Consider the following 13,268-nt stretch of genomic DNA (forward strand, 5'->3'; position numbering starts at 1 on the left):
CTTCTGTGACCCACTCCCCCCACACCCAGGTCCTGATCGTGGGCAGCGGCATCATGGGCGCCCTCGTGGCCCGGCTGCTGCGCGAGTCCGATCCGGCGCTGCGCATCACCATGGTCGACGCCGGTACCGCGATCGGCGACGCGCCCGGTCTGCATCTGCACGACCTCGACGACCCGGTCCTGTGGGCCCGCTACAACGAACAGGTCGCCACCGGCATCCAGGGCATGTACACGGGAGCCGAGGTGGTGCGCGAGGTGCCCGGGAGCCTCGCCGCGCTGACGCCCGGCATGTACCACGCGCTCGCCTTCGGGGAGGAGGCCGAGGCGATGCCCCAGGCGGCGCTCGCGTGGAACGCGGGCGGCATGGGTGTGCACTGGACGGCCGCGACGCCCTGGCCGGCCGGGGACGAGGTGTTCGTCTTCGGGGACCCGGCCAGCTGGGCCGAGGACCTGGACACCGCGCACCGGTTGCTCGCGGTGACGCCGGCCGCGATCGGCCCGACCCCGGTCGGGCACCTGGTCCTCGACGTCCTGCGCCGCCGTTACACCGGCACCGCACCGGCCGACCGGCTCCCGCAGCCGATGCCCATGGCCGTCACGGCGACGGCGGCCGGGCCCATGCCGCGCACGGCCCCGGGGACGATCCTCCCGGCTCTCGCGACGGGCACGGACCCGGCCTTCACACTGGTCACCGGCACGCTCGTGACCCGGCTCCGGGTCGCGGACGGCCGGGTCTCGGGCGCACGGCTGCGGCGCGTCGCCGACGGCTTCGAGTCGGAACTGGACGCGGACGCGGTGGTGGTGTGCGCCGACACGCTGCGCACTCCGCAACTGCTGTTCGCCTCGGGCATCCGGCCGGACGCGCTGGGCCGCCGGCTCAACGAGCACGCCTTCGTCACCGCCCGGGTGCTGCTCGACGTCGACCGGTTCGGCATCGGCCTCGACGAACTTCCGCTGCCGCGCCCCGGCGAGTTCTGCACCGACTCCCTGTGGCTGCCCCACAACGGCGCGGCGCAGCCGTTCCACGGCCAGATCATGAACCGGACGTACGTGGACGAGGCGGGGCGGCCGCTCGCCCACTCGGTCGGCATCTCGCTGTACGTCCCGGTCGCGTCACGTCCGGAGAACCGGCTGGTGTTCTCGGACTCCGACACCGACCTGGCCGGAATGCCGCGGATCGGCGTCGAGTTCGCCCACTCCGCCGCCGACCGTGCGCTGATCGGCCGGGCACTGGACGAAGTGCGGTCGCTGGCCGAGGAGTTCGGTGCCTTCGATCCGGCGACCGAGAGCGCGCTGCTGCCGCCCGGCTCCTCGCTCCATCTGACCGGTACCGTCCGGGCCGGCCTCGCCGACGACGGAACCAGCGTGTGCGACCAGGACGGCAGGGTGTGGGGCCACGACAACCTGTACCTCGCCGGCAACGGCGTGATCCCCACGGCCATGGCCGCCAACGTCACCCTGACGGGCGCGGTGACCGCCGTCCGGGCGGCCCGGGCCGTCACCGCACGCACCGCTCCCCGGCGGCGGACCACACTCACCACCCCTCGACAGAAGGACGGCGCATGATCGACATCGCCAGGGAATTCCGGGTCTCGCTGCCCGGGTGGATCGACGACGAGTTGGCCGACGTGCCCGCCGTCGTCCCGGACCGCGAGGACCGGATGCGGCTGGTGCACCGGCTGGCCGACCGCAACTGGCGGGAGGGCAACGGCGGTCCGTTCGCCGCGCTCGTCGCCGAGCAGGACACCGGCCGGATCGTCTCGGTGGGCGTGAACGTCGTCCTCGCCTCCGGTGTCTCCAGCGCCCATGCCGAGGTCCTCGCGCTCGGGCTGGCCCAGACCGCGACCGGCCGCTGGGACTTGGGCGGCGCGGGCCTGCCGGCCCATGAGCTGGTCGTCAACTGGCGTCCGTGCGTGCAGTGTTACGGCGCCACCCTGTGGTCCGGGGTGCGCGGGCTGGTGGTCGCGGGAGAGGGCCCGGAGTTGGAGGAGATCACGACCTTCGACGAGGGCCCGCTCGGCGCCGACTGGGCCGAACAGTTCGAGGCCCGTGGGATCGGGGTCGTCGGGGACGTGCTGCGCGACGAGGCCCTCGCGGTGTTCCGGGGCTACCGGGAGGCCGTCGACGCGGGCGGGGTCGCCGTCTACAACGCCCGTGGAGGTGCCGAGTGACCCCGCGTTTCGCCACTGACGTCATCACCTTCTACCACCCCGACTTCTGGGGGCTGGACTCGGGCGACGCCGTGCGTGACCTGGCCCTTGAGCGCCCCGTGGCCTTCTGGGAGCGGGTGATGGACGCGCTGGCCGAATCCGGTGTCACCGGCATCGAGTTGACGTTCGCGCCCGGTGACATCGCCTCGGCGCTGCGGGCGTTCGGCAGCGCGCGGGCGTTCGGCAGCGAACTCGCCGGTCGCGGCCTGTCCGTGGTGAGCGCGTTCATCGCCGACAGCGACGCACCGGACTGGCGGGACGGCGCGAGTCTCCGGACGATCGTCGCCGACGCCGAACGGCGCGCGGCTTTCCTCGCCGAGGTGGGCGCCGAACTCCTCGTCACCGGGCTGCCCATGCGGGCGACGTACGGGACCCGCCCGCCCTTCTTCGTCGACGCCGCGTACATGAGCCGGATGGCCGATGTCGCCCACGCCGTCGGCGAGGCCGTCTCGCGGCACGGTGTGAAGCTCGCCCTTCACACCGAGTCGAACAGCACGCTGTGGTACGAGCGCGACATCGACCTGTTCATGGCCCTGACCGACCCGCGGTACGTCTGGCTGTGCCCCGACTCCTGCCATATCGCCCTCGGCGGCGGCGACCCGGTGGCCGTGGCCCGCCGCCATGCGCCGCGCATCGCCCTGGCCCACTGGAAGGACGCGGTCGGGCCGATCGACGGGCACCTGACCATAGACGAGACCGTCTACGCCCAGCAGCAGCCGTACATGACCGAACTGGGCCGGGGCGTCGTGGACTGGCGCGGCTGGGCGGATGCCATGTCCCGCACGCCGGGGGCCGGCACCGTCCTCATCGAGCTCGACGAGGCGGCCGATCCGGTCGCGGCGCTCCGGGCGGGTACGGCCGTGGCGCGGGCCTCGCTCATCGCGTCCGGATGAGACGCGTCCGCCGTGCCCGCCTCGGCGACGCGGCGGGCACGGCGTGGGCGGGGACCGGGGGGTGGATCAGAGCGTCGCGGTCGTCTGCTCTCCGGACCCGCTGCCCGCGAGCCACGCGTCCCAGCCCAGGTTGAAGTCGGCGTAGCCGTTGTCGGCAGGGGCCTTGCCGCGGGGTGAGCCGGTGATCGTGACAGGGTCGCCCTGCTTGACCTGGCCGTAGAACCACTTGGCGTCCGACATGGACAGGTGGACACAGCCGTGCGAGCCGCGTGCGCTGCCGCTGCCCGGGTACGGGTCGCCGGTCGAGTAGTGCACATACGTGCCGGACTGGGTCAGGTGGACGTCCCAGGGCAGCGTCAGGTCGTAGAAGTTGGGACTGCCCTTGTCGCAGCTGATGCCGACGCTGCAGGAGGTCATGTGGACCTTCGCCTGCTTGTCGATGACGGCCATCGTGCCGTCCCACGTCGGGTACTGGGCGCTGCCCGCGTTGATCGACAGGGTGCGCACCGTCTGGCCGTTGCGGGTCACCTTCATGGTGTGGTTGGTCACCGAGACATCGGCGCGTACGTCGTCGCCGATCGTGAAGGTGTGCGTGTAGCTGTGCACGCCGTAGCGTCCGTTGCCGTTGCTGACACCGGTCATGTCGGCGTCGATCTTTACCTTCGTGCCCGAGGGCCAGTAGGTCTTCGGCCGCCAGTCGGCACGCTGGTCACCCATCCAGTGCCACGCGCCGACCACCGGCTGCGAGGTGCTGACCTTCATGTGCTTCTCGACGGTGGCCCGTGCCTTCGCCGCCACCGGGTTCGTGAAGATCACCGAGATCGGCATGGCCACGCCGACCGTGGTGCCGGTCTGCGGGGTGATGGTCTCCAGCAGCATCGGCGGGCCCGCGGGCTTCGTGGGCGAGGGCGAGGACGAGGCGCTCGCACTCGGCTTTCCCGACGCCTTCGCGTCCTGCCCGCCCGCGTTGTCGCTGCTGCCCCCGCCGCAGGCGCTCACGCCCACTAGCATCGCGACCATACCGAGTGCGATTCCTATGCCGCCCTTACGCCGTCCCACGCCCTGCCTCGCTCTTCTCGCAATTTCCGCTCTACGGTCCCGAAGGCCCCCACTTCCTCTGGGACCGCGTCGGCATGGGGTGCGGTTCCGCGCGGCGTGTAAAGCGTGGATCAAGAATCGGCACGCGGCCCTGGGGCGGGGCGGGCCGCTTGCGGGACGGCTCGGGGCTCCTGAGGTGTGCGACGGCGCACTTTCCGAATCATTCGCGCCACCTCGCGCTCCCGTAATGCTTCATCATCTCCTCGGCAAAGATCCCACGGTCAGCTACACGCGCTGCGGACCGCTCCCGCCGGCCCCTGCCGTACCTCTGCCGTACCTCTGGCGGACAACGCCCGTGCCAGGGACCATGGCGCTCTGTTCACACCACGGCGACGCGCGAGACGCCGTCCCGGACGACCGGCGCCACCGCCTTCCCCCGATGCCCTTCCTCGACGCCTCGCCTCGATGCCCTGCGCCGACTCCCTGCCTCGACCCCTTGCCTCGATGCCATGCCTCGATCCCGCCGCCGCACGGTGTGCGGTCGCCCGAACCGCTCTTCCCCGCACGCGGTCCGTCGCACGCCGGGCCCGGGCTCCAGCAGGAGGTGCCGACATGTCCCACGACTCCCCCGAGTTACCCGCGCCCCGGTCCTCGTACGACCGTTCCGTCCCCACCTGGTCGAACGGTCAGGAACCGTCCGACGTCCCCGGGCCGCATCCGCGCTCCGGCGCCCACCGCACGCTCCGTCTGCTGCGGCGCGCGGCCCGGTGGCACCGGCGGGTCGCGGCCGTCACCGCGCTCGGCTACTTCGTCGCCTTCCTCACCCTGACCGTCAAGGCCCCCGCCCTGATGGCCCGTCCCGGCCCCGGCGGTCTGCCGACCGGGCTGGTCCTGGCCCTCGCCCAGATCCCGGTCACCTGGCTGGCGGTGCTCCTCTTCGAGGCCACCGCGCGCCGCTTCGTGGATCCCCTGGCGCGCCGCGCCCGCCGTCAGACACGGGTTCCCGCCCTGGAGCGGGAGCAGCGGCCGTGACCGGGTTCAGCGGGCCCGCCCAGTCCTGGTCCCTCGTCGCGTTCTGCTCGGTCGTCGCCCTCACGCTGCTGCTGTGTGTGCTCACCGGCCCGGAGGCGGACGACCTCGCCGAGTTCTACACCGGTTACCGATCCCTTTCACCGTTGCGCAACGGGCTGGCCGTCGCCGGCGACTACATCTCCGCCGCCACCGTCCTCACCATCGGAGGGATCATCGCCCTGTGCGGCTACGACGGCATCGTGCTGGCCCTCAGCGCCCTGCTGTCGCTGCTGTTGCTGATGTTCCTGCTGGCCGAACCCCTCCACAACACCGGCCGTTACACCATGGGCGACGCACTGGCCCACCGCCATCCGGCGCGATCCGTGCGCGTCACGGCCTGTCTGGTCACCCTCGCCGCGCTGGTCCCGATGATGGTCGTGCAGCTCGCCGGGGTCGGCGAACTCCTGGCGTACGTCCTCGGGTTCAGCGACGCCGCGATGAAGAACGGGTGCGTGGCCGGGGCCGGTGTCCTCATGATCAGTTACGCGGCGCTGGGCGGGATGCCCGGAACCGCGCTCGTCCAGATCTTCAAGACCGTGGCCCTGCTCGGCTCCGGGCTGGTCGTGAGCTTCCTGCTCCTGCGGATGTTCGACTGGCAGCCCCAGGCCCTGTTCCACGCGGCGGCCCGGCGGAGCGGGGCGGGCCCCGCCTATCTGACGTGGGGCCTGCAGTACTCCAGCAGTCCGCATCCGGCCCTCGACATGGCCAGCACCCAGTGCGCCGTCGTGCTGGGCGGTGCCTGTCTGCCGCACGTCACCATGCGGATGTACACCGCGGGCACCCCGCGCCAGGTCCGCCGTGCGATGTCCTGGGCGGTCTCCGCCGTGACCCTGTTCATCCTGATGCTCACGCTGATCTGCACCGGCGCGACCGCGCTGGTCGGCCATGACCGCATCGCCGCCGCGGACGCGCACGGCACGACCGCCTACCTCCTGGGCGCCCGCGCCGCGTTCGGCACCGAGCTGTCCCGGCCGGAGAGCCTGCTCTTCGCCACCGTCACCACCGCCGTGTTCCTCACCCTCCTCGCCTCCGTGTCCAGCATGACGCTCGCCTGCGCCAACACCCTCGCCCACGACCTGACCGCGTTCCGCGCCACTCCCCCGGCGCCGTCCCGGGAACTCACCCTCGCCCGGTGCAGTGCCCTGGCCGTGGGGGTCCCCACCGTCCTGCTGGCCGTGCTCGCCCAGCACCGCAGCCTGCAGCCCCTGGCGACCGTCTCCTTCACGCTCGGCGCGTCCGCCATCGCCCCCGCGCTCCTCTACAGCCTCTTCTGGCGCCGCTACACGCGCAGGGCGCTGCTCGCCACCCTCATCGTGGGTTCCCTGAGTGTCCTGGCCTTGGCCCCCGGTACCACCCTGGTGTCCGGGACACCGCTGTCCGCCTTCCCGGACGCCGACTTCGCCTGGTTCCCCTACAACACGCCCGCCCTGGTCTCCGTACCCGCGGGCTTCCTCGCCGGCTGGCTCACCACGGTCCTGTCCGGCCGCCGGGCCACCGACCGGGAACGCAGCCGCTACGCATCCCACGAGCACCGCCTCCTCACCGGCACTCCCCCACACCACTCGTCCTAGACCTCCAGAGGATCTACGAACTACCGCGGCTCGGCGCCCGCACACCGATCCCGCAGCCAGCGATCGACGACCGCGAAGTCCGTAGCGGTGAGGCCGGTCATGGGATCGACGCGATGGAGGAGGGCGTGCCCTCGATGGTGAGTCGACACCCACGCGTGATCGAGGTCGGTGATGGCGTCGTCGACCCAGACGAACGGGCGGCCCGCCGCGGCCCGGACGAGGGCCCGGGTCTTCCAGTTCAGCGCGCCGGCCTCGAACTCCTGCGGCACGTCCGGCAGTTCGGCCACGGCGAGCTGCGGCAGCCCGAGCAGCGGAGCTATCACCTCGTTGGCGTCGCCCATCCACGCGGTCGCCCACACCAGGACGCAGGGCAGCGCCAGCAGACGGGGACCGTGCGTGCGATCGATCCGCGCCAGCTGGGGATTCGACGCCTCCTGCCAGTCCTTCCACCCCTGTGGGGTCGTCGGAAGCCGTGCGCCCTCATACGGCAGAAGCGTTCCGTCTACGTCAAGGAAGAGCAGCGGGCGCTCGGCATGACCGGTCACGGCCGCACGCTATCGGGTCTTGGCCCGGGCCGGCAGGGGACCGGTCGCTTTTGGTCTGTACCAAAAAAGGAAACAGATGTTGACACTTTCGAACAGGGTACATAGGTTCCGGGCCGAGCCGATCAAAGAGCTGCGCAGTCGCACCATCGGTGCGCTTCCCCACCTCCAGCTTTGAAGGGACTTGCCATGCATAGACCCTTACTCCGCAATGTCAGCCGCCCGCACCACGGGCCGAGGCGGCGCCTGGCGGCCGTGGTCTCCGTCCTCGCCCTCGCGTTCGGACTGCTGCTCGGGCTTCCCGCCGCCTCCCAGGCCGCCGGCTCGCTGCCGTGCGACATCTACGCCGCGGCCGGCACCCCGTGCGTCGCCGCGCACAGTGTCACCCGCGCACTGCTCTCCTCGTACTCGGGCCCGCTCTACCAGGTGACGCGCCTGTCGGACGGGGCGACCGCGGACATCGGGCAGCTGACCCAGGGCGGTTACGCCGACGCGGCCGCCCAGGACGCCTTCTGCGCGGCCGACGGAGGCTGCCGCATCACGAGGATCTACGACCAGAGCGGCCGGCACAACGACCTCACCCCCGGCCCGGCCGGGACCTCCGGGACGGGGCCCGACCGCGGCGCCGACGCCTCCGAGATCGCCGTCACCGCGGGCGGGCACAAGGTGTACGGAGTGTGGATCTCCCCGGGCGTGGGCTACCGCTACACCGGTGTCGCCTCCGGTGTCGCCGTCAACGGGCAGCCCGAGGGCGCCTACATGGTGGCCAGCGGAACCCACGTCGGATCCGCGTGCTGCTTCGACTACGGCAACGCCGAGAGCACCCCGGCCGACACCGGCAACGGGCACATGGACGCCGTCTCGATCGCCACCACCTGCTACTTCGCACCGTGCACCGGCAACGGGCCCTGGGTGGAGGCCGATCTGGAGAACGGCATGTTCCAGGGTGACAACGGGTCCAACACGGCGAACCTGGGCAACACGAGCACATTCGTCACCGCCGTCCTGAAGAACAACGGGCAGACCAGGTACGCGCTCAAGGGCGGCGACTCCCGGTCGGGCGGGTTGAGCACCTGGTGGGACGGGGCACTGCCCACCCGGGGCGGCTATCAGCCGATGCAGCAGGAGGGCGGCATCATTCTGGGCATCGGCGGCGACAACAGCAACTGGAACCGGGGCACCTTCTTCGAGGGCGTCATGGTCTCCGGCTATCCCACCGACGCCGCCGAGAACGCCGTCCAGGCGAACATCGTCTCCGTCGGCTACAGCGGTGAGACCGACGTGCCCAACGGTCCACAGGGCACGATCACCGGACCGGGCGGCACGTGTGTGGACGTGGCCGCCGACGACACGGGCGTCAATGGCGCCGCCGTCCAGCTGTGGGACTGCCAGACGTACGCCGAGGACCAGCACTGGACGCACAACCCGGACGGCTCGCTGTCCACCCTCGGGCGTTGCCTCGACATCGAGAACAACGGCACGACGGGCGGGGCCAAGCTGGAGCTGTGGGACTGCAACGGGGTCGGCGGCCAGAAGTGGGTCCAACAGGCCGACGGCTCCCTCCTCAACCCCCAGTCCGGACGCTGCCTCGACTCCCCCAGCGGCGCCACCGCCAACGGCACCCGCCTCCAGATCTGGGACTGCAACGGCACCACCGCACAGAAGTTCTCGGTGAACGGCGGAGGCCCGGTCGCCGGTCCGGGCGGCACATGCGTGGACGTCGCCGGAGACGACACCGGCACCGACGGCACGGCCGTGCAGCTGTGGGGCTGCCAGTCGTACGCGATCGACCAGCACTGGTACCACGGCTCCGACAACTCCCTTTCCACACTGGGTCGTTGCCTGGACATCGTGGGCAACGGCACGGCGAACGGCACCAAGGTCGAGCTGTGGGACTGCAACGGGGTCGGCGGCCAGAAGTGGGTCCAACAGACCGACGGCTCCCTCCTCAACCCCCAGTCCGGACGCTGCCTCGACTCCCCCAGCGGAGCCACCGCCAACGGCACCCGCCTCCAGATCTGGGACTGCAACGGCACCACCGCGCAGAAGTTCGGCCTGAGCTGAGATTCGGCTGAGGAGTACCCCCACGGCGACGGCCTCGTTCGGCCGCCGCCGTGGCGAGGTACATGCTGCGGCGGCATATCAGGCCCGGCCGAGGCGGACGGCTCATGTCGGCGTACTGACGGCGCCAGGATCGCCGGCACCGACCGACTCCGCCCGGCCCCGTTCACCCGCTGGAATCCCCGGACCGTTGAAAACAAGCACACCAGCGCCGCCTGCCGTGTCCGGACGCTGCCGCTATGCGGCGAATCCGATGTTGGTGACGTACGCGTCCTCGGCGATCGCCCGATCCCGGGCTTCCTTCAACGCGACTTGGAATTTCTCCAGCAGCCCCTCCGCGGCCCCCGAGGTCCACGACTCGTGAATCTCCGGAGGGTCGCACAGGCCGTATTTCGGGCCCGAGATCCGCAGGAGGAAGCGCAGGGTAGGCTCGGTCACCCACAGCGGGCCGGGTTCGTCGCGCAGGCCGATGGGGTTGGGCGGCGCCGGTCGTGGTGGTTGCCGGTGGAGTGCTTCAACTGGCCGAGCGGCAGATGCGTCTTCAGCCGATCGTGATCTCAGTGTGCGTCGGCAGGCTTCAGTGTCTGCCGGGCGTCGTCGAACACCCTCGTGAAGGTCCGCAGCTTCTCGTCGTCGCCGGCCAGGGCGGCGCGGGCGGTGCGGGTGCGCTCCCAGTGCCGACGTCCCTCCTCGCCGGCCAGAAGCGCCGAGGCGTGCGCGCGGAGCTGGGGCTGGGACAGGGCGCCGACGCGCCACTGCAGTTCCCAGGCGGTCAGCTGCGCCTCGAAGAACAGGTGCCGGCGGGCCTCCGCGGGCTCCGAGCCGGTGAGCTGCGGCCCGGCGGCGGTCCGTGCCAGGTCCGGGTCGCCCGCCGCGGCCTTGAGCAGTTCCACCTGTGCCTGCAGCACGGTGGCCCGCAGTGTCTCCCGGTGCTGCTCGCGGCGCTGCACCACGTGCATCAGCAAGACGGCCACCCCGGCGGCCAACAGCAGGGCGAACAGGATCGGCACTACAACTCCCCCCGGAGCAAAGTCAGTTGTAGCCGATACTTCATCTCGCCCACACCGACGGGCAAGAACGGTCCGGCTTCCTTCCCCGGACCCTCACAACCACATGCGTGCCTCAGGCCACGAGGCCCGCGATGTGGGCGGTGACCGTGTCGAGGATGTCGTTCCAGGCCGACTCGTCGCCCAGGACCAGGTAGTTGAGGGTCAGGCCGTCGGTCACGGCGGCGAGATAGCGGGCCAGTACGGAGACGGGGACGCGCAGTCGGAGGTCGCGGCTGCTGCGCAGTTGCTCGATCAGCTCGGTGTAGGCGGTGCCGTACAGCTCGTACTGGCGTCGGGCCAGGTGCTCGAACCCCGGCTCGCGCAGGGCGTACTGCGTCAGTTCGTAGGTGAGCATGTGCGCGTCGGGGTGGTCGCGGACGTGGTCCCAGTACGCCTCGAAGCCGGCCCGGACGGTCTCCTCCAGCGTGGCCCTCGGCCGCAGCGCCTCCCGCACGACGGTGACCGACTGGTCGGTGAGGGTGGTGATGACGGACTCGACCAGGGCCTGCTTGGAGTCGAAGCAGTAGTGGAAGACGCTCAGCGACACGCCTGCCTCGGCGGCGATGGCCCGGGTCGTCGCCTTGGCGACGCCGTCCCGGGCCATCGTCCTGATGGCTGCCTCCGTCAGCTGCCGGCGCCGCTCGGCCGACGGCATGCGTGTCATCCGTGAACTCCCGACTCAGGCGCTGTGTACTCCGACCTCGTACAGCGAGTATCCCCAGTCGGTGCCGCGGTCGAGACCGTGGACCCGGACGTAGCGGGCCGGGGTGCCGGTGAACCGGGCGGTGTCCAGGCCGCCGTCGCCGCTCGTGGTGGACCAGGCGGTCGCCCAGTTCGTGCCGTCGGTGGAGAGTTCGATGCGGTACGACTTGCCGTACGCGCGCTCCCAGTCCAGCGTCACCCGGGAGACCAGGTGGGTGGAGCCGAGGTCGACCTGCCACCACTGGTCGTCGCTCCAGTCGCTGGCCCAGCGGGTGGAGTCGTCGCCGTCGACGGCACGGCCCGGCTGGTAGCTGGTGAACGGGTTGGACTCCGATGAACTGGCCGTCGCCGGCTGCCCCTTGGCGAGGTTCACCGAGCCCTGGTGCTGTTCGGTGGCCCCCCAGGTGTCCAGGTAGGACTCGGCGCCCCGGAACAGGTCGTTCACCACGTCCTGGCCGCCGACCTGCCGGATGTCCTCGATCCAGTCGGGGATCAGGCCGGCGTGGGCCGCGCCGTCGGTGTTGATGTCGAAGGTGCGCTCGCCGGAGGTCTGCCGGTCGATGACGGAGCCGCCGTCGATGCTCTTGAAGGGGTACGTCACCTTGTTCGCGGCGTCCGCGCCGCGTGGAGCGGGGTGGTCGCCGATGCCGTTGAAGTCCGTGCCGTAGCCGTAGCCCACGCCGTACTTGTCGCGCAGCGCCTTGGTCCGGGCGGCTTCCGCGACGAACGCCTCGGAGCCGTGCATGTACTGGGCGACGAAGCCGCCGAGGGCGTAGACCCGCTCGGTCCAGTCGAGGTCCATCCAGCTGTGGGAGGAGAGCACGCCGGGGTAGGAGGCGGACTCCAGGATGTCCAGCGCCTGGCCGACGGCCTTGACGCTCATGTGGTCGATCTCCAGCATCATCTTGCGTTTCATCATGCCGCGCACGGCGTACTCGCCGAGTTCGGTGAGGCCACGCTTGTTGCACTGGGCATTCGAGTCGTACGCGGGGACTGCCACCCCCGCCGGCAGGTCCGACTCCGCCTCCGAGGTGGCGCTCCCGATGGGGTTGTCGTGCTGCGGGCCCGTGCACTTCTCGGTCTGCCAGAAGGTGCCGGTCGACAGGAACTGGCCGACGTTGATGGCCGTTCCGAGGCCGCCGGAGTCGAAGCGGACGCCGCACAGCGCGTTGTCGAACTTGTGGCAGAGGAACATCGAGCGGACGCCGAGTGAGTAGAGCTCGTCGAGGCCCTTGTCGATGTCCTCCTTGCTGCACTGCGGGATGTCCAGGATCTGCTTGCAGCCGAAGGGTTCCGAGGTCTCGACCCCGAGGATGACGGCGAGTTTGCCCTGTTCGATGACGTCACGCGCCTGCGCGCTGTCGGTGACGATCCGGAACCAGCCCTTGCCCGTGCCGCCGTACATCTTGTCGATGTACGCCTGGAGCGCGTAGGTCATCTTCGCCTGCAGCCGGATCGACGTCATCTCGTCGCAACTGCGGTCCTTGAACGGGTAGATCGAGCAGATCATGCCGTTGGTGACGAGGTCGTTGACGAGCACGCGCTGGCCGCCACGCCAGGCCCGCTCCACCCAGGCGTAGTAGTCGGCCTGGTGGGTCATCGAGTCGTAGGCGGGCCAGTCCTTGAAGGTCGGCCAGCCGACGGGGTCGTGCTTGCCGTCGCCGCCGTGGGTGATGTAGTCGAAGAGCGCGAGGGAGCCGTCCGGGTAGTGCTCGGGGCAGTCCTTCAGGGCGTCGGCGACACCGGCCTCGGAGAAGACCTTGCCGCAGATCAGCCGGCCGCCGAAGGCCTCGTTGCCGAACAGGTGGTTGTGCGCGTCGACGAACCCCCGTACTTCCCCTGCCGAGTTCGTGCCGGTGAACGGCTCGCCGGTGACGTCGATCTGGACGTCCGGGGCGGGCCGTGCGGTCGGGATCCACCAGTCGTTGCCGGCCGCCGAACTCGGTGTGGGCCCGAGGGCCATGGCCAGTACCAGAAGCAGCAGCGACAGCATGGAGACGTTCTTGCGTCTGCGGTACGAGCGTCGAGTCGGCGTCACGGCCCACATCCCTCGGTCGACGGAGGGCGCGGTTGACGAAACCTTGAGGTTGTCATGAGCCGCGCAATACCTGGGACGAGGATCGGGCCGCGCG

General features: G+C 70.7%; 11 protein-coding genes and 1 pseudogene. 6 read left to right on the forward strand and 6 right to left on the reverse strand.

The genetic code is table 11. The annotated features are described in order from the left end of the window. Positions 1 to 5: 5 nt before the first annotated feature. From AB0D85_RS08590 to AB0D85_RS08600, 3 genes are read left to right on the forward strand one after another with little or no spacing between them, the layout of a single operon-like run. Entirely contained in the window at positions 6 to 1,565 is a 1,560-nt protein-coding gene (locus tag AB0D85_RS08590) for a GMC oxidoreductase (protein ID WP_362315675.1), read from the forward strand. Then, entirely contained in the window at positions 1,562 to 2,170 is a 609-nt protein-coding gene (locus AB0D85_RS08595) for a nucleoside deaminase (RefSeq protein ID WP_362315679.1), read from the forward strand. The genes AB0D85_RS08590 and AB0D85_RS08595 overlap by 4 nt, the downstream gene beginning before the upstream one ends. After that, positions 2,167 to 3,102, forward strand: coding sequence for a sugar phosphate isomerase/epimerase (locus AB0D85_RS08600; protein ID WP_362315682.1), 936 nt, complete (start codon positions 2,167 to 2,169; stop codon positions 3,100 to 3,102). Before AB0D85_RS08595 ends, AB0D85_RS08600 begins: the two co-directional genes overlap by 4 nt. Before the next feature lie 66 nt (positions 3,103 to 3,168). Here the strand turns inward: AB0D85_RS08600 and AB0D85_RS08605 are convergent, their stop codons facing one another. Beyond that, a complete protein-coding gene (locus AB0D85_RS08605; protein ID WP_362316603.1) occupies positions 3,169 to 4,113 on the reverse strand; it encodes a L,D-transpeptidase in 945 nt (314 codons plus the stop codon). 639 nt (positions 4,114 to 4,752) lie between these two features. On the opposite strand from AB0D85_RS08605, the gene AB0D85_RS08610 reads away from it, so the two are divergent. Both AB0D85_RS08610 and AB0D85_RS08615 read left to right on the forward strand, forming a co-directional pair. Next, a complete protein-coding gene (locus AB0D85_RS08610; protein ID WP_362315685.1) occupies positions 4,753 to 5,172 on the forward strand; it encodes a DUF485 domain-containing protein in 420 nt (139 codons plus the stop codon). After that, the gene (locus tag AB0D85_RS08615; protein ID WP_362315688.1) at positions 5,169 to 6,782 is read left to right on the forward strand and encodes a cation acetate symporter; all 1,614 of its coding nucleotides are present in this window, start codon (positions 5,169 to 5,171) and stop codon (positions 6,780 to 6,782) included. The genes AB0D85_RS08610 and AB0D85_RS08615 overlap by 4 nt, the downstream gene beginning before the upstream one ends. Positions 6,783 to 6,802: 20 nt before the next feature. On the opposite strand, the gene AB0D85_RS08620 is transcribed toward AB0D85_RS08615, so the two are convergent. After that, the gene (locus AB0D85_RS08620) at positions 6,803 to 7,327 is read right to left on the reverse strand and encodes an HAD domain-containing protein (protein WP_362315691.1); all 525 of its coding nucleotides are present in this window, start codon (positions 7,325 to 7,327) and stop codon (positions 6,803 to 6,805) included. 186 nt (positions 7,328 to 7,513) lie between these two features. Here AB0D85_RS08620 and AB0D85_RS08625 point away from each other — a divergent pair, with 186 nt between their 5' ends. Continuing rightward, positions 7,514 to 9,388: an arabinofuranosidase catalytic domain-containing protein gene (locus AB0D85_RS08625; RefSeq protein WP_362315693.1), complete on the forward strand. Its 1,875-nt coding sequence runs from the start codon at positions 7,514 to 7,516 to the stop codon at positions 9,386 to 9,388. Positions 9,389 to 9,655: 267 nt separating this feature from the next. Here AB0D85_RS08625 and AB0D85_RS08630 read toward each other — a convergent pair. The 4 genes and pseudogenes from AB0D85_RS08630 to AB0D85_RS08645 all read right to left on the reverse strand — a co-directional run. Beyond that, positions 9,656 to 9,930: pseudogene (locus AB0D85_RS08630) on the reverse strand (transcriptional regulator); the annotation flags it as partial. Between the two features lie 12 nt (positions 9,931 to 9,942). Then, positions 9,943 to 10,395 (reverse strand): DUF6082 family protein, encoded by a 453-nt coding sequence (locus AB0D85_RS08635; protein WP_362315696.1) that lies wholly within the window; start codon positions 10,393 to 10,395, stop codon positions 9,943 to 9,945. Positions 10,396 to 10,507: 112 nt separating this feature from the next. Next, the gene (locus AB0D85_RS08640) at positions 10,508 to 11,098 is read right to left on the reverse strand and encodes a TetR/AcrR family transcriptional regulator (protein WP_362315699.1); all 591 of its coding nucleotides are present in this window, start codon (positions 11,096 to 11,098) and stop codon (positions 10,508 to 10,510) included. A gap of 15 nt (positions 11,099 to 11,113) precedes the next feature. Further along, the gene (locus tag AB0D85_RS08645; RefSeq protein WP_362316605.1) at positions 11,114 to 13,129 is read right to left on the reverse strand and encodes a discoidin domain-containing protein; all 2,016 of its coding nucleotides are present in this window, start codon (positions 13,127 to 13,129) and stop codon (positions 11,114 to 11,116) included. Positions 13,130 to 13,268 lie beyond the last annotated feature (139 nt).

The organism is Streptomyces sp. NPDC048277 (assembly GCF_040652235.1).
Classification (GTDB): Bacteria; Actinomycetota; Actinomycetes; order Streptomycetales; family Streptomycetaceae; genus Streptomyces.